The sequence below is a fragment of the Lysobacter koreensis genome, assembly GCF_042677045.1.
In the GTDB taxonomy this organism is placed as follows: Bacteria; Pseudomonadota; Gammaproteobacteria; order Xanthomonadales; family Xanthomonadaceae; genus Lysobacter_K; species Lysobacter_K koreensis.
On sequence record NZ_JBHTIH010000003.1, the window covers coordinates 442,538 to 457,914 of the forward strand.

Annotated in this window: 17 protein-coding genes and 1 other RNA gene; 14 read left to right on the forward strand and 4 right to left on the reverse strand. The window is 70.6% G+C overall.

The window, feature by feature from the left end; translation table 11 throughout:
* The first annotated feature begins 45 nt into the window (after positions 1–45).
* The 9 genes from nrdR (at position 46) to thiL (ending at position 7,752) form a co-directional block, all read left to right on the forward strand.
* Positions 46–567: a transcriptional regulator NrdR gene (nrdR, locus tag ACFQZQ_RS07400; RefSeq protein ID WP_386812115.1), complete on the forward strand. Its 522-nt coding sequence runs from the start codon at positions 46–48 to the stop codon at positions 565–567.
* The gene (locus tag ACFQZQ_RS07405) at positions 568–1,848 is read left to right on the forward strand and encodes a hypothetical protein (protein ID WP_386812116.1); all 1,281 of its coding nucleotides are present in this window, start codon (positions 568–570) and stop codon (positions 1,846–1,848) included.
* The gene (gene ribD, locus ACFQZQ_RS07410) at positions 1,793–2,950 is read left to right on the forward strand and encodes a bifunctional diaminohydroxyphosphoribosylaminopyrimidine deaminase/5-amino-6-(5-phosphoribosylamino)uracil reductase RibD (RefSeq protein ID WP_386812117.1); all 1,158 of its coding nucleotides are present in this window, start codon (positions 1,793–1,795) and stop codon (positions 2,948–2,950) included. Before ACFQZQ_RS07405 ends, ribD begins: the two co-directional genes overlap by 56 nt.
* Positions 2,951–3,007: 57 nt before the next feature.
* Positions 3,008–3,787: a class I SAM-dependent methyltransferase gene (locus ACFQZQ_RS07415; RefSeq protein WP_386812118.1), complete on the forward strand. Its 780-nt coding sequence runs from the start codon at positions 3,008–3,010 to the stop codon at positions 3,785–3,787.
* A 92-nt stretch (positions 3,788–3,879) separates the two neighbouring features.
* Positions 3,880–4,479, forward strand: coding sequence for a riboflavin synthase (locus tag ACFQZQ_RS07420; RefSeq protein WP_386812119.1), 600 nt, complete (start codon positions 3,880–3,882; stop codon positions 4,477–4,479).
* Between the two features lie 99 nt (positions 4,480–4,578).
* On the forward strand, positions 4,579–5,694 hold the full coding sequence (gene ribB, locus ACFQZQ_RS07425) for a 3,4-dihydroxy-2-butanone-4-phosphate synthase (RefSeq protein ID WP_386812120.1): 1,116 nt from the start codon (positions 4,579–4,581) through the stop codon (positions 5,692–5,694).
* Between the two features lie 82 nt (positions 5,695–5,776).
* Positions 5,777–6,271, forward strand: coding sequence for a 6,7-dimethyl-8-ribityllumazine synthase (ribH, locus tag ACFQZQ_RS07430; protein WP_386812121.1), 495 nt, complete (start codon positions 5,777–5,779; stop codon positions 6,269–6,271).
* Positions 6,268–6,732 carry a transcription antitermination factor NusB gene (nusB, locus tag ACFQZQ_RS07435; RefSeq protein WP_386812122.1) on the forward strand — a complete coding sequence of 155 codons (465 nt, stop codon included), beginning with the start codon at positions 6,268–6,270 and terminating at the stop codon, positions 6,730–6,732. The genes ribH and nusB overlap by 4 nt, the downstream gene beginning before the upstream one ends.
* 48 nt (positions 6,733–6,780) lie before the next feature.
* On the forward strand, positions 6,781–7,752 hold the full coding sequence (gene thiL, locus ACFQZQ_RS07440; RefSeq protein ID WP_386812123.1) for a thiamine-phosphate kinase: 972 nt from the start codon (positions 6,781–6,783) through the stop codon (positions 7,750–7,752).
* A gap of 30 nt (positions 7,753–7,782) precedes the next feature.
* Here thiL and ACFQZQ_RS07445 read toward each other — a convergent pair whose 3' ends face one another.
* Genes ACFQZQ_RS07445 through ACFQZQ_RS07460 form a run of 4 tightly spaced genes read right to left on the reverse strand, consistent with a single transcriptional unit; the run spans position 7,783 to position 11,569 of the window.
* Positions 7,783–8,370: a uracil-DNA glycosylase family protein gene (locus ACFQZQ_RS07445; RefSeq protein WP_386812124.1), complete on the reverse strand. Its 588-nt coding sequence runs from the start codon at positions 8,368–8,370 to the stop codon at positions 7,783–7,785.
* Positions 8,367–9,749, reverse strand: a complete 1,383-nt coding sequence (locus tag ACFQZQ_RS07450) for an FAD-binding oxidoreductase (protein ID WP_386812125.1) — start codon at positions 9,747–9,749, stop codon at positions 8,367–8,369. Before ACFQZQ_RS07450 ends, ACFQZQ_RS07445 begins: the two co-directional genes overlap by 4 nt.
* Positions 9,750–9,801: 52 nt before the next feature.
* Positions 9,802–10,197: a YraN family protein gene (locus tag ACFQZQ_RS07455; RefSeq protein ID WP_386812126.1), complete on the reverse strand. Its 396-nt coding sequence runs from the start codon at positions 10,195–10,197 to the stop codon at positions 9,802–9,804.
* Positions 10,181–11,569, reverse strand: a complete 1,389-nt coding sequence (locus ACFQZQ_RS07460; protein WP_449284329.1) for a penicillin-binding protein activator — start codon at positions 11,567–11,569, stop codon at positions 10,181–10,183. The genes ACFQZQ_RS07455 and ACFQZQ_RS07460 overlap by 17 nt, the downstream gene beginning before the upstream one ends.
* Before the next feature lie 76 nt (positions 11,570–11,645).
* Here ACFQZQ_RS07460 and rsmI point away from each other — a divergent pair, with 76 nt between their 5' ends.
* The 5 genes from rsmI (at position 11,646) to ftsL (ending at position 15,248) form a co-directional block, all read left to right on the forward strand.
* The gene (gene rsmI / locus ACFQZQ_RS07465) at positions 11,646–12,512 is read left to right on the forward strand and encodes a 16S rRNA (cytidine(1402)-2'-O)-methyltransferase (RefSeq protein ID WP_386812127.1); all 867 of its coding nucleotides are present in this window, start codon (positions 11,646–11,648) and stop codon (positions 12,510–12,512) included.
* Between the two features lie 130 nt (positions 12,513–12,642).
* An RNA gene (gene rnpB, locus ACFQZQ_RS07470) (RNase P RNA component class A) lies at positions 12,643–13,022 on the forward strand.
* Between the two features lie 554 nt (positions 13,023–13,576).
* Positions 13,577–14,023: a division/cell wall cluster transcriptional repressor MraZ gene (gene mraZ, locus ACFQZQ_RS07475; protein ID WP_386812128.1), complete on the forward strand. Its 447-nt coding sequence runs from the start codon at positions 13,577–13,579 to the stop codon at positions 14,021–14,023.
* Positions 14,020–14,985 carry a 16S rRNA (cytosine(1402)-N(4))-methyltransferase RsmH gene (rsmH, locus tag ACFQZQ_RS07480; RefSeq protein ID WP_386812129.1) on the forward strand — a complete coding sequence of 322 codons (966 nt, stop codon included), beginning with the start codon at positions 14,020–14,022 and terminating at the stop codon, positions 14,983–14,985. Before mraZ ends, rsmH begins: the two co-directional genes overlap by 4 nt.
* The gene (gene ftsL / locus ACFQZQ_RS07485) at positions 14,982–15,248 is read left to right on the forward strand and encodes a cell division protein FtsL (protein ID WP_386812130.1); all 267 of its coding nucleotides are present in this window, start codon (positions 14,982–14,984) and stop codon (positions 15,246–15,248) included. Before rsmH ends, ftsL begins: the two co-directional genes overlap by 4 nt.
* The last annotated feature ends 129 nt before the right edge of the window (positions 15,249–15,377 follow it).

A 15,377-nucleotide genomic window follows, 5' to 3' on the forward strand; every position in this document is an offset into this window, starting at 1 on the left:
TCTCGAGCATCCCTTCGGAGGCCGGCGGGTTGAAACCCGCCCTACATGCACTGTCCCTTCTGCCAGCACATCGACACCCGCGTCATCGACTCGCGCGTGTCCGACGACGGCGCAACGATCCGTCGTCGCCGCGCCTGCGAGGCCTGCGGCGAGCGCTTCAGCACGCTGGAGACGATCGAACTCAAGTTGCCGGTGATCATCAAGGGTGACGGCCGCCGCGAGGCGTTCGACGCGCGCAAGCTGCGGATCGGCTTTGATCGCGCGCTGCAGAAGCGTCCGGTCGCCGAGGAGCAGATCGAGGCCGCGGTGCGCGCGGTGGTGCACCAGCTGCGCATGACCGCCGAACGCGAGCTCGCCTCGCGCCGCGTCGGTGAGTTCGTGATGGCCGAGCTGCGCAAGCTTGACCACGTCGCCTACGTGCGCTTCGCCTCGGTCTACCGCGCGTTCGAGGACGTGGCCGACTTCCGCGAGGAACTCGACCGGCTCGAGAGCGACAGTTCTGCCGAAGGCCAGCTATCGCTGCTGGATCGCAGCGCACCAGACACCCATAAGCCAGGAAGGCGTTGAATGAACCAGTTTCATCGAGTAGTCGCGATATGCGGGATGCTGTGCTTGGTGGTAGCCGCGAACTTGGCGGCAGCGCGCGGACAGGATGGTGAGCGTGCGGCGGAGGCTGAAGCGGCCGAATCGGTAATTGTTGACGACGGCGTGGATGCCGCCGAGGCGGCAATGATGGCGGCCGTTGCGGAAGCTGTTGCTGAAGCTGAAAGGGAGGCGGCCTACGCGGGCGTCGCGATTGAGGCGGAGCCGCAACGCGCTCCAACCGACGAGCAGTTGCGTCGGGTCGATGCCGGCAGCCACTACTACTTGTCGGGCATCCGCGAGGTCGGCTCGGAGTTGCGGCTGCACCCGGACGGTCGCTTCGAATGGATGCTTGCCTATGGCGCGATGAACCAGTCCGCGAAGGGGCGCTGGCATCGAGAAGGCACGCAAGTGGTGCTGGTTGCCGACATGCCCAAACCCGACGCAACCCTGTTTTCGCTCGTGGGCAGCAGCGAGTGGGATGAGCGTGCAGAGGCCGAGCTTCTGGCGGCACGGGACGAGCGAAAGCGCGGCGCCGTTCTTGCCCGCTGTCCCTTCGTCGCGAAAGAAGATTACGCATCGTCCCCGGACGCGTTCGGCGACCCGCCGCCCAGCTACCGCGCGCTCGCCGATGCGGCCCGGCGATCGGTGCAGGAGTTGGAAGCGACGAGCAAGGCCCTGGAGGTGGCCGCCAGCGCGGCGATGGCGCCTGGCTCGGCATCGCCGGAGGCAGCCCTAGAGACCGCGAAGTCGGCGATGGACGCCTATCAGGTCGCGCTGATCGAGGCGCGCAATGCGCATGCCAACGCGGGACTTGAGTTGCCCCTCCGGCCCGAACCTGTCCTGCCGGCCACCTGCCAGTTGCCAAAAGAAGAGGCGATTCCGTCCGCACCTTCGCAATGGCAACGCGGCATCGCGGTCCGCGTCGGTGATCCGCAGGCGGACGCGCTCTATGGCGGGATCAATGTGTCGGTTCGCTACTCCGATGGACAAACTTCGTTGGCCACTACCAACCAGGATGGGTGGGCGGTGTTCGAGCGACGTCCCGGCGTGCGGCCGGTTGCGCTGACGCTTTCGGTGGAAGAGAGCCAGTTCCCGCCGGAGAACCTCGCGCTGCCGTCTGGCTTGAAAGAGCTGATTCAGATCCGACTCGATAGCCAGGCAGCCACGCCCACGGCATTCGAGTCGATGAGCTTGCGCGTGGATGGCGATGACTTGGTGCCGACGTGGCCCGAGGGCGAGCGGGGGCGCTATTCGCGTGACTGAGACGTTCACCGCCACCGACCATGCGCTGATGGCCCGCGCCCTGCGCCTGGCCGAGCGCGGCACCTACACCACCAAGCCCAATCCGATGGTCGGCTGCGTGCTCGCGCACGGCGACGACGTGGTGGGCGAGGGCTGGCACCAGCGCGCGGGCGAGCCACATGCCGAGGTGCTGGCGCTGCAGGCCGCAGGCGAGCGCGCCAAGGGCGCGACCGCGTACGTCACGCTGGAACCGTGCGCGCACGTCGGCAAGACCGGGCCGTGCGCGGACGCGTTGATCGCAGCCGGCGTGGCGCGGGTGGTCGCGGCGATGCGCGACCCGTTCCCGCAGGTCGATGGCGCCGGCTTCGACAAGCTGCGCGCGGCCGGGATCGCGGTGGAGTACGGATTGATGGAGACGCAGGCGCGTGCGCTCAACCGCGGCTGGTTGTCGCGGATCGAGCGCGGCCGCCCGTGGCTGCGGATCAAGCTGGCGACCAGTCTCGACGGGCGCAGCGCGCTGGCCAGTGGCGAATCGAAATGGATCAGCGGCGAGGCCTCGCGCCTGGACGTGCAGCGTTGGCGCGCGCGCTGCGGCGCGATCGTCACCGGCGCCGGCACCGTGTTGGTCGACGACCCGTCGCTGACCGTGCGCCTGGGCGACGACACCCCGTTCGTCGCGCCACTGCGGGTGGTGCTCGATCCCGGACTGGCCACGGTCGCACGCGGCCGCGTGCGCGAGGGCGACGCACCGACGCTGTACCTGCATGCGCCCGATGCCAAGCCGCCGCGCGGGCTGAGCGCGCAAACCGCGCCGGTCGCCGTGCATGGCGGTCGCTTCGACCTGGACGCGGTGCTCAAGCTGCTGGCCGCGCGCGAGGTCAACGAGGTGCAACTCGAGGCCGGCGCCACGCTGGCCGGCGCGTTCCTCGCCGCCGGGTTGGTCGACGAGCTGCTGCTGTACGTCGCGCCGGTGCTATTGGGTTCGCGCGCGCGGCCGCTGTTCGAGGGCCTCGACATCGATGCGATGACCCAGAAGTTGAAACTGACGGTCGTCGAGTCGCGGCGGATCGGCGAAGACGTGCGCCTGCTGCTTCAGCCCGCCCAGGACGCGCCTAGGCAATGACGAAAACGATGCCGCGCGCGCGGCCGACGGCAATGACCTGCGACGGCTTCTGAACCCATGTCCGCACCGCCATTCAAGGACCATTTCTCCGGGATCGCCGATGCCTACGCCGCTGCGCGCCCCGAGTACCCCGATGCGCTGTTCGACGCGCTCGCCGCCGTGGTTCCCGCAGCAGCGCGGGTCTGGGAACCCGGCTGCGGCAGCGGCCAGGCCACGCGCGGACTGGCCGCGCGTTTCGCGCACGTGCACGCGACCGACCCCAGCGCGCAGCAGCTCGCCCAGCATTGGGCCGCCGCGATGTCCACGAATGGCGGGACGACGAACGTCTCGCTCGCGGTCGAACCCGCCGAGCACGCCGCCTTGCCCGACGCCAGCGTGCAATTGGTCGCGGTCGCGCAGGCATTGCACTGGTTCGACCGTGCGCAGTTCTTTGCCGAATGCGAGCGCGTGCTGGCGCCCGGCGGCGTGCTCGCGGCCTGGGGTTATCCCGATTTCCTCGCGCCCGAAGGCATGGTCGAGGCGGTCGCGGCATTCCGCGCGCAGATCGAGCCGCACTGGCCGCCCGAGCGCGCGCAGATCGACGCGCGCTACGCCGGCTACGACTGGCCATTCCCGGCATTGCCGACGCCCGAGTTATGGCTGGAAGCCGAGTGGTCGCTGCCGCATTTCCTGCGCTACTTGGCGAGCATGTCCGCCAGCGCACGCTGCCTGGCCGAGACCGGCGACGACCCGGTCGCGCGCCACGCATCGGCGCTCGCCGCCGCGTGGGGCGATACGGGCGACGAGCGCACCGTGCAATGGCCGCTGTTCCTGCACCTGCGGCAAAAGCCGTTGTAGTTCCGAGCCTGCTCCGAACGCCTCCCAGCCATGTCCACCGAAGCGTGCCGAGCAGGCTCGGCACTACACAGTCAAGAGTTCTCGGAGACCGGATGTTCACAGGATTGATCGAAGGCGTCGGCACCCTGGCCGCACGCGAATCCCGCGGCGGCGACGCGCGCCTGACGATCGGCGTCGGCAGCCTGCCGTTCGCCGGCGTGCAGCTGGGCGAAAGCATCGCCGTCAACGGCGTGTGCCTGACCGTGGTCGCGTTCGACACCCACAGTTTTGAGGCCGACGCGTCCAACGAGACCCTGGCGCTGACCACGCTCGGCGAGCTGCCAACGGGCCGTGCGCTAAACCTGGAACGGGCGATGCTGCCGACCGACCGCCTCGGCGGGCACCTGGTCAGCGGCCACGTCGACGGCGTCGGCCGCGTGTTGCGGGTGGTCGAGGACGCGCGCGCGCAGCGCTGGCGGTTTGGCGCCGCGCAGGAGCTGCTGCGCTACGTCGCGACCAAGGGCTCGATCTGCGTCGACGGGGTCAGCCTGACCGTGAACGCGGTCGATGACGCCGGTTTCGAGGTTGCGCTGGTGCCGCACACGGTCGCGCACACCGCGTTCGCGACCACCGCGGTCGGCGATGCGGTCAACCTCGAGGTCGACCTGGTGGCGCGCTACGTCGAGCGGTTGCTGCAGGCCCGCCCGGGCTGATTCGATCCGTCCCGACAACGCTGGTTTCCGCGGCGGACCGGGTCCGCCCCGGCACGGGGGCTTAGAATGCCGGCCCCGCTTTCGTTTCCCGACCTGGCCATGCCCTTCAGCCCGATCCCCGAACTGCTCGACGAAATCCGCGCCGGCCGCATGGTCGTGATCGTCGACGACGAGGACCGCGAGAACGAGGGCGACCTGATCATGGCCGCCGAGCTGGTGCGGCCGCAGGACATCAACTTCATGGTCACCCACGCCCGCGGCCTGGTGTGCCTGTCGTTGACCCGCGAGCGCTGCCGCCAGCTCGGCCTGCCGCCGATGGTCCGCGACAACACTTCGCAGCACCACACCAATTTCACAGTCAGCATCGAGGCGGTCGAGGGCGTCACCACCGGCATCTCCGCCTACGACCGCGCCCACACCGTGCGCACCGCGGTGCGGCCGGATGCGCAGCCACGCGACCTCGCCCAGCCGGGCCACATCTTCCCGCTGATGGCGCAGCCCGGTGGCGTGCTCAACCGCGCCGGCCACACCGAGGCGGCCGCCGACCTGGCGCTGCTCGCGGGGCTGGAGCCCAGCGGCGTGCTGGTCGAGATCCTCAACGCCGACGGCAGCATGGCGCGGCGCCCGGAACTGGAGGCATTCGCGGCCGAGCACGGCCTCAAGATCGGCTCGATCGAGGAGCTGATTCGCTACCGGCTGGCCACCGAACACACGGTCGAGCGCGTCGATGCGCGTGAGATCGAGACCGAGCACGGGCCGTTCCTGCTGGTCAGCTACCGCGACCGCCTCAGCCGGGCGCTGCATTTTGCGTTGCTGCGTGGGCAGCCCGATTCCGCCACCCCGACCCTGGTGCGCGTGCACGTGCAGAACCCGCTGGCCGACGCGCTGCACTGGCGCCGCCCGGATTTCGGCCCGGCGGTGGGCGACGTGCTCGCTGCGATTGCGAGGGAAGGCTGCGGCGCGCTGGTGCTGCTCGGCGACAACGCCGACGCCGACGCGCTGCTGGCACGCGTGCGTGCCCCGGCGCAGCCCGATGCCGACGCCACCCCGGCACCGGGCCATGCGCTGGCCGAATGGCGCCGCAACGGCGCCGGTGGCCAGATCCTCGCCGACCTGGGCCTGGGCAAATTGCGCGTGCTCGGCACGCCGCGCAAGCAGATCGGCCTGGCCGGTTTCGGGCTGGAAGTGGTCGAGTACGTCGAGCTGGCCCGCTGAACCGGCGCGCCTGATTGCGCCGGACCGGCCGTCGCCGAGCCGGCACGCGCTAAACTGCCCAGCCTTCACCGACCCCCGTCCCATGGCCCATTACGAAGGCGACCTGCGCAGCCCCCCGGGCGCGCGTTTCGCGATCATCGCCAGCCGCTGGAACCCGCGCATCACCGATACGCTGGTCGCCGGCGCGCGCGCCACGTTCGCCGGGCACGGCGTCGCGGAGGATGCGGTCGACGTGATCCGCGTCCCCGGCGCGTGGGAGATCCCGCTCGCCGCGGCGCACCTGGCGCAGGCCGGCGGGCATGCTGCGATCGTCGCGCTGGGCTGCGTGGTGCGCGGCGACACGCGGCATTACGAACAGGTCGCCGACGGCTGCTCCGAAGGCCTGATGCGGGTTGCGCTGGACTACGGCATCCCGGTGGCCAACGGCGTGCTGGCGGTAGACCGGCACGAGGATGCCGCCGCGCGCGCCGGCGGCAGTCATGGCAACAAGGGTGAGGAAGCGGCATTGGTGGTGATCGAGATGAGTCATTTGCTGCAACAGATTCCCGCCGGCACCGCGTCGGAGCGACCGGCGTGAGCCGCGCCCCCCGCAAGGACGGCATCGACCCGGTCGCGCGCTCGCGGGCGCGTCGCCGCGCGCTGCAGGCGGTGTACGCGTGGCAGATGTCGGGGTCGCGCGTGAACGACGTGATCGCGCAATTCGCCCACGAGCAGGCCAAGGAAATCGCCGACCTGGAGTACTTCGAAGACCTCGTGCGCGGCGTCGACAAGCACCACAACGACCTCGACGAAGCGCTGGCGCCGTTCCTCGACCGCGACGTCGAGCAGGTCGACCCGATCGAGCGCGCGGTGCTGCGCATCGCCGCCTACGAGCTGCGCCTGCGCCCCGACGTGCCGTATCGCGTGGTCATCAACGAGGCGATCGAGACGGTCAAGCGCTTCGGCGCCGAGCACGGCCACACCTATGTCAACGGCGTGCTCGACCATGCGGCCGCGGCGTGGCGCGCCACCGAAGTGCAGGCGCCGCGATCGCGCTGATGGGGTCGCCGCGCCGCCGCCGCGCGCGCCGGCACCCGGGAGGAGCCCGTGTCTGAGCATCCGCGCGGCACCGACGAGTTCGACTTGATCGAGCGCATCCGCGCCCGCGTCGTTGCCCGCGACGATGTGATGCTCGGCATTGGCGACGATGCCGCGATCGTGCAGGTGCCGGCGGGCCAACAGCTGGTCATCGCCACCGACACGCTCAATGCCGGCGTGCACTTCCCCGCCGACACCGCGCCGGCCGACATTGGCTGGAAAGCGCTCGCGGTCAACCTTTCCGACCTCGCCGCGATGGCGGCGCAGCCGGCCTGGTGCACGCTCTCGCTGTCGTTGCCGCACGCCGACGCGGCTTGGCTCGACGCGTTTCTCGATGGCTTCCTCGACCTCGCTGCGCAGCATCGCGTGACGCTGGTCGGCGGCGACACCACGCGCGGGCCGCCGTCGATCTGCGTGACCGTGCACGGCCTGGTCGCGCCGGGTCGCGCGTTGCGGCGCGATGGCGCGAGGGTTGGCGACGAGGTCTGGGTCAGCGGCACGCTCGGTGATGCCGCCGGCGGACTCGCGCAATGGCGGGCAGGTGGCGCCATCGACGCGTCGTTGCGCGCCCGCCTGGATCGACCGACGCCGCGCATCTGCACCGGCCTGGCGCTGGCGGAAGTCGCGCACGCGGGCATCGACGTGTCCGACGGATTGCTGGCCGACCTCGGTCATATCTGCCGCGCCAGCGACGTCGGTGCGCAGGTGGAACTGGCGAGGTTGCCGGTGTCAGCGGCATTGCGCGCCGCCTACGCCGAAAGCGAGCGCCACGCGTTGCAGGCCACCGGCGGCGACGACTACGAACTGTGCTTCACCACGCCACCGCAAGCGCGCGCGACGATCGGGCGCATCGCGGCCGAGACAGGCACCGCGTTGACGCGCATCGGCCGGATCGTGGCCGGCAGCGGCGTGCAGGCGTTCACCGCAGCCGGCACCGCCTGGATACCGGATCGCGCCGGCTACGCGCACTTCGCCGGTTGACCGCGGGCATCGGCCACGCTTCGGCGATGCTCACTGCACCGATAGCGCGCGCACCCGCTCGCGCAGCACCGGCAGCACCTCGTCGCCGAACCACGGATTGCGCTTGAACCACGCCACGTTGCGCGGGCTTGGGTGCGGCAGCGGCAGGTAGCGGGGCAGGTAGTCGCGCCAGGCGCGGACGGTTTCGCCCAGCGTGGGTTTGCGGCGTTCGTGCAGGAAATACGCCTGCGCGTACTGGCCGACCAGCAGGGTCAGTTCGACGTCGGGCAGCAGCGGCAGCAGGCGCGGGTGCCAGGTCGCGCGGCATTCCGGACGCGGCGGCGCGTCGCCCGAGCTTCCCCTGCCCGGATAACAGAAACCCATCGGCACGATCGCCACGCGCGACGCGTCGTAGAAGGTGACAGCGTCCATCTGCAGCCACTCGCGCAGGCGCTTGCCGCTGGCGTCGTCCCACGGCACGCCACTGGCGTGCACGCGGGTGCCGGGCGCCTGGCCGACGACCAGCAGGCGCGCGCCGCTGCCTGCGCGCAACACCGGGCGTGGCCCGAGCGGCAGCTGCGCCGCGCACAACCGGCACGCCCGGATCTGCACGAGCAGGTCGTCCAGCGGCGTGCTCACGGCGGCAGCAGCTTGCCGGGATTGAGGATGCCGTCGGGATCGAACACCGACTTGAGTTGCCGCATCAGGGCCAGCGTCGGCGGCGTCAGCGCTTGGGGCATGTATTCGCGCTTGGCCAGGCCGATGCCGTGCTCGCCCGACAACGTGCCGCCGAGCGACAACGTCAAGGCGAACACGCGCGCGAGCGCCGCGTCGGCACGTTCGCGTTGCGCGCCATCGGCCGGATCGAACAGCAGGTTGACGTGCAGGTTGCCGTTGCCGGCGTGGCCGAAGCAGACGATCGGCAGCGCGAACTCCCGAGCCAGCAACTGCACGCCGTCGACCAGTTGCGGGATGCGCGACACCGGCACCACCACGTCCTCGTTGATCTTGCCCGGCGCGATCGTGCGCAGCGCCGGCGAGAGCGCCTTGCGTGCTGCCCAGAGCTGCTCGCGCGCCGCCTCGTCGGCGGCATCGTCGAGCGCGACCAGGCCCTCGCCGTCGGCGGCGCGCATCAGCGCCTCGATCGCGTGCGGCAGGGTGTCCGCGTCGCCGTCGGCCTCGATCATCAGCAACGCGCCGGCGTCCATCGGCAGCTCGGCGCCGCCGACGTCGCGCGCCAGCCGCACCGCGTGCGCATCCATGAACTCGAGCATCGACGGCGTCACCGGCTGCGCCATCAGCCGCGCCACCGCCTGTGCCGCGCTCGACACGTCGCGGTAGATCGCCCGCACCGCGCGGCGCGCGTTCGGCGCGGGCACCAGGCGCAGGGTCGCCTCGACGATCAGGGCCAGCGTGCCCTCGCTGCCGACCAGCAGGCGGTGCAGGTCGTAGCCGGTCGCGCCCTTGGTGGTCGCGGTGCCGCAGTGGATCAGTTCGCCGGCGCCGGTGACCGCGGTCAGCGCGAGCACGTTGTCGCGGCTGGCGCCGTACTTCACCGCGCGCGGTCCGCCGGCGTTGCAGGCCAGGTTGCCGCCGACGGTGCTGAATGCGGCGCTGGTCGGGTCCGGTGGCCAGAACAGGCGGTGCGGCTGCAGCGCGGCCTGCAGCTCGCCGTTGAGCACGCCCGGTTCGACCACCGCGCAGCGGTCGCCGGGACGAATATCGAGGATCCGGTCCATGCGCTCGAACGACACCACCACGCCGCCGGCGATCGGCACCGAGGCGCCGGTGGTGTTGGTGCCGCGGCCGCGCGCGACCACCGGCACGCGTTGCGCGCGGCATGCACGCACCAGCGCGAGCACCTGTTCGCGCGTGGTCGGCAGCGCGACCGCATCGGGCAGCGCCTCGCGCCGCGAGTTGTCGTAGGCGTAGGCGAGCCGCTCGCTGGGATCGGCCAGCCAGCCGTCACCGAGCAGGGCGGAGAGGTCGCGCGCGAGGACGGGTGGAAGCGCGTTCATCGCTGCGGATTATCGCGCCGCCAAGGTCGGGGTTGGCCGGGCGCGCATGGGCCTAGCAATCGTCGGCGCGGAACGCGTCGCGCAGCCAGTTCAGGCGCGGCGCGGCGGGGTCGCCGTCGGCTTCGATCACGTCGAAGCGGCATGCGGCGTGCGCGAACTGGCGGTGGCTGGCGAGGAACAGCTGCGCGGCGTGCACCAGCTTGCGGCGCTTGCCGGCATCGACCGAGCCCGCGCCGCCGCCGAAGCGCGCATCGCGGCGGTAGCGCACTTCGACGAACACCAGCGTCGCGCCGCCGCGCCCGCTGTCGTCGAGCATGACCAGGTCGAGCTCGCCGAAGCGGCAGTTGGCATTGGCCGCGACGTCGCGCAGCCCGGACTCGCGCAGATACGCACGGGCGACGGCCTCGACCGCCGCGCCACGCGCGCGGCGGTCAGCGGCGACCGGCATCCGCCAGCGGCACGGCGACGCCGGCGCTGAAGGTCGACCACGACGGCGTGCGCTGGACGTTGCCGAAGCCGTCGATGCGCAGCGTGCCGGTGGCGCCATTGACGTGGCCATCGTTGGCCAGCGCGAGGTGCTCCAGATACGCGGTCAGCAGCCACGCGTCGAAGCCGAACGCGAACAGCCGCGCCGCGCCGCCGCGCGCGGTCGGCAGCGTCTGCCCGACGCTCGCTGCCGACGGCAGGCCGCGCACGCCGCGCGAGGTCCAGGTTTCGCCGGGGAAGGCGATGCCGTCGAGCACGCGGTCCTCGTCGGCCTTGCCGGTGCCCGACAGCAGCTGCGAGGTCGCCACCCGCGGGCGGTCGGCCAGGCCGGCGAGCGCGAGCTTCGGCATCAGCGCGCGTGCGGTGCTGCCCTTGACCGCGAGGAACACCGAGTCGATGCCGCCGGCCTTCTGCGCGAACGGCGCGAAGTCGGTCGTGCCCTCGCCGGCCACGTCGGTGACCGTGGCGCCGCGTTCGTTGAGGCGTTCGCGCAGCGCGACCACCGCGCGGTCACCGGCGTTGCCGACCACCAGCACCCGGCGCGCGTTGCGGCCCAGCAGGTACTCGGCCGCGGCGATGCCTTCGTCCTCGGGCGACAGCGAGAAACTGGCATTGCCGGCCGGCGGCGATGAACTGCCACGGTTGAGCGCGAGCATCGGCACCGGCAACGCGCCCTTGCCGAACACCGCGCTGACCTCGTCGCGGCCGAGCGGGCCGACCACGAAATCGTTGCCCGCCGCGACCGCGCGGTCGTAGGCGGCCACGGCGCCAGTGGCGGTGTCGTAGAAATTGATCTCGGGGCGGCGGCGGTTTTCGCCGTAGTAGCCGGCCAGCAGGCCATCGCGCACCGGCGCGGCGGCGGTCGCCAGGCTGCCCGACAGCGGCAGCAGCACGGCGAGTTTCAGCGGCGGGCGGTAGCCGTCGCCATCGGCCGCCGGGCGGTTGCCGGCGTTGAATTGCCAGGCGCTGCGCTCGAACGGACGCGGCAGCGGCAGGCCGCGGCGGAGCAGGGCGCGGCCGGCGAGGTTGTAGAGCGGGTCGCCTGCAACCAGCGCCGCGGTTTCGCGTGCGAGCGTGGCGTCGTCGAGCTGCGACAGCAGCCGGTCGATCTCGTTGTCGTTGGCCTGGCGTGCCGCGCCGGCCAAGGCCACGCCGGTGCGCGCGAGTTCTTGGGCCTGCTGCATCAGCGCGTTGCGGCTGGGTTGCGCGGCGCCCGCGACCGGGCGGGTGTTGACCGTGGCGCAGCCGCCGAGCAGCGTCACGGTAATCGCCACGGCCAGCATCCACTTCAATGCGGGCCAGCTCTCGACCGATCGTTTCGTCTCAGGGTTCATCGGCATGCGTCCGCCGCGACGCGGCGTTCCAGGGGGACCGGGGTAGGATTCTACCCGTCGCCCCAGCAGAAGCACGATGCAACCAGGCCAGCCCCAGACCGATGCGCCCCGCACCACGGGCACCCTCCATATCGTCGCGACCCCGATCGGCAACCTCGGTGACCTCTCGCCACGCGCCCTGGAGACATTGAAGTCGGTCGCGGCGATCTGCGCCGAGGACACCCGCCACACCCGCCAGCTGCTGTCGCACTTCGGCCTGGAAAGGCCGCTGCTGGCCCTGCATCAGCACAACGAGGAGGTGCAGGCGGCGCAGCTGGTCGCGCGCCTGCGCGGTGGCGAGTCGCTGGCACTGGTGTCCGATGCCGGCACCCCGCTGGTCAGCGATCCGGGCTTCCGGCTGGTGCGTGCGGCGCGTGCGGCCGGAGTGCGGGTATCGCCGGTGCCCGGCGCGTGCGCGGCGATCGCGGCGTTGAGCGTCGCCGGCTTGCCGTCGGACCGGTTCGTGTTCGAGGGCTTCCTGCCCGCCAAGGCGTCCGCGCGCCGCGAACGCCTGGTCCGGCTCGCGGCGGAGCCGCGCACGCTGATGTTCTACGAGTCCGCGCACCGCATACAGGAGTCGCTGGCCGACATGGCGGCGGCGTTCGGCGGCGAGCGCCGGGCGGTGCTCGCGCGCGAGCTGACCAAGCTGTTCGAGACCGTGCTCGACGGCCCGCTGGCCGCCCTGCTGGCGCAGGTGCAGGCCGATCCGAACCAGCGTCGCGGCGAGTTCGTGCTGGTGGTCGAAGGCGCCGGCGACGACGCCGATGCCCAGGTCATCGAAGGCCGACGCCTCTACGCCCGGCTCAGTGAGCACCTGCCGCCGTCGACCGCGGCCAAGCTCGCCGCCGAGCTCAGCGGCGCGCCGCGCAAGGCGCTGTATGGCGGCGAGGGCGGCAACGCCTAGCGTCACTCCCTCCGGCTCGCTCGTCCGCACTGGCCCAGGGCCCGGCTAGCCCCGGATGCAAGCGACGCGGCCGCACCATGCGGCGAGCGGTCAGTCGTGACCCCGGCACGCGTGCGACAATGCGCGCGGCGGAGTCGGCCAGGCAGTCGCGTCACCGGATCGGGTTTACCCGGGCCGGTGCCGAGGAAAGTCCGGGCTCCACAGGGCACGGTGCCAGGTAACCCCTGGGCGGCGCGAGCCGACGGAAAGTGCAACAGAGAGCAGACCGCCGAACGGTCTGGTGTTCGAAAGAATGCCGGATGCGTGGCAAGGGTGAAACGGTGCGGTAAGAGCGCACCACGAGTCTGGCAACAGACCGGTACGGCAAACCCCACCGGGAGCAAGACCAAATAGGGAGGCAATGCCGCGGCCCGCGGTGTCTCCGGGTAGGTTGCTTGAGCGTAGCGGTGACGCTGCGCCTAGAGGAATGACTGCTCACGACAGAACCCGGCTTATCGGCCGGCTCCGCCGCTTCTTTTGGCGCCTGGCGCCAAAAGAAGCCCCTAAAATTTCGCTTAGCAAAATTTTGGGCCCCGGCTAGTGCTTCCAAATCCCCGCCGCTGTCGCGGCGCCCCCTTTACTAAAGGGGGCTGTTCGATTGGGGTGTTGCGAGGGCAGGGCGCGCTCGTTTTGAGCACCCTGAATCGGTCGATCTTGGCGGGGCGCCGGCCCCAAGCCTCGTTCAGTTACGCCTGCGTCCAGTTTTTCGGGCCAATCGCGCGCGTGAAGCGGCTTTGTTGCGGCGCAGCAACGCTCGTACGTGGCGCGGACCGGACTTGACGCCGGTCCCACGGGGCGAGGCGAATCTCAAAATATGAGACTAAACAAAGCTTAGTGGATAAGTCTTGAATAAGACTCTCAAGTCTGACGCAAGCCATTGATGCGCCTAGCGAAATTGCCTCTGCAAACTTGTTGACAACCCTGTGGGTGGTGCCTAAGGTGGGCTTCAGAGGGAAAACCGGGTTTTTTGTGGTTTTTCCATAGCCAAGTCGCCCGAAAGAGGCGGCAAGCACCTAGGCAGGGGCATGTTCCAGGGCGAAACCGCCATCACGATCGACGACAAGGGCCGGCTGGCAGTTCCCACTGCCTACCGGGACGAGGTCGCGCGCGAGTGTGGCAACCGCCTGGTGGTGACCTACAACCCGTTCGAGTCCGGCTGCCTCTACCTGTACCCGCAGGCGGTCTGGGAGCGGGTCAGCGAGCAGGTCAATGCCCTGCCGAAGACCAAAAAAGTCAACCGCAACATGCAGTTGAAGCTGGTGGGTGCGGCCGCGTTCGTCGAGCTGGATGGCAACGCCCGGATCAGCATCCCGGCCAGCCACCGCGCCGCGGTCGGGATCGAGAAGAAGGCCGTCCTGCTGGGCATGGGCGAGAAATTCGAGTTGTGGAGCGAGCAGGCGCATCACGCGCAGATCCGTCAGACGATCTCTGACGACGATCTGGGCGACGAGCTGCTCGACCTGCAGCTATGACGGGCGGTGGCATGGGGCGCGCCGCGCCTTCCGGCCACCTTCCCGTGATGTATGCGCAAGTCCTGGACGGGTTGCGCGTGGTCGGGAATGGAACGTATCTGGACGGCACGTTCGGGCGCGGCGGGCATGCGCGCGGGGTGCTGGAACAACTGGGCCCCGGAGGCCGGTTGCTGCTGATGGACAAGGATCCCGACGCGATTGCGGTGGCGCAGCGCGAGTTCGCCGGCGACGCGCGCGTGGCGATCTTCCGCGGCAGCTTCGCGCAGCTGGCGGACTGGGAGGCGACCGCCGCGGGTCTGGACGGCGTGCTGTTCGACCTGGGCGTGTCGTCGCCGCAGCTGGATGTCGCGCAGCGCGGCTTCAGCTTCGGCAAGGACGGCCCGCTCGACATGCGCATGGACCCCGACAGCGGGCAGAGCGCGGCACAGTGGCTGGCAGAGGCGTCCGAGAAGGACATCGCCGACGTGCTGTGGACCTACGGCGAGGAGAAGCTCAGCCGCAAGATCGCCCGCACCATCGTCGCCCGCCGCGACGAGCAGCCGCTGGAGCGCACCGCGCAACTGGCCGAACTGATCGCCTCGGTCATGCCGCGCGGGAAAGACAAGATCCACCCGGCCACGCGCAGCTTCCAGGCGATCCGCATCTTCATCAACCGCGAGCTGGCCGATCTCGAAACCGGGCTCGACGCTGCGCTGGCGCGCCTGAAGCCGGGCGGGCGCCTGGCGGTGATCAGCTTCCATTCGCTCGAGGACCGCATCGTCAAGCAGTTCATCGCGCTGCATGCCAAGGCGCCACCGGCCAACCGTCGGCGCCCGGTCGAGGCCGAATTCACCCCCACGCTGCGCATGATCGGTGGCGCGCAGAAGGCGCATGATGACGAGACCGCCGGCAACCCGCGCGCGCGCAGCGCGGTGCTGCGGGTGGCCGAGAAGCTGGGTGTCGAAAGCCGGGAGGCCGCATGAGCCTGCGCCTGCTGCTGACGGTGCTGGTGGTGGCGAACGTGGTGTCGGCGCTGGCGGTCGTGTACGCGCGCCACGAGCACCGCCAGTTGTTCGTGCAGGTCAGCCGCCTGGAGAAGGCGCGCGACGAACTCAACATCGACTTCGGCCGCCTGCAGCTGGAGCAGGCGACCTGGGCCGAGAGCAACCGCATCGACCAGGTCGCGCGTGACCGCTTGGGCATGAAGTTTCCCGAAGGCGCGGAAATCGTGGTGATCAGGCCATGAGGGAGCGCAGCAATCAGGACCGCCTGCGCGAGCGCGCCGGCGTCAAGCCGTCCGCCAGCCGGCCGTCGCTGAAGTCGCTGTTCGGCGGCGGCAATGACGCAGGCAAGCCGCGCAACCGCGCCCGCTTCA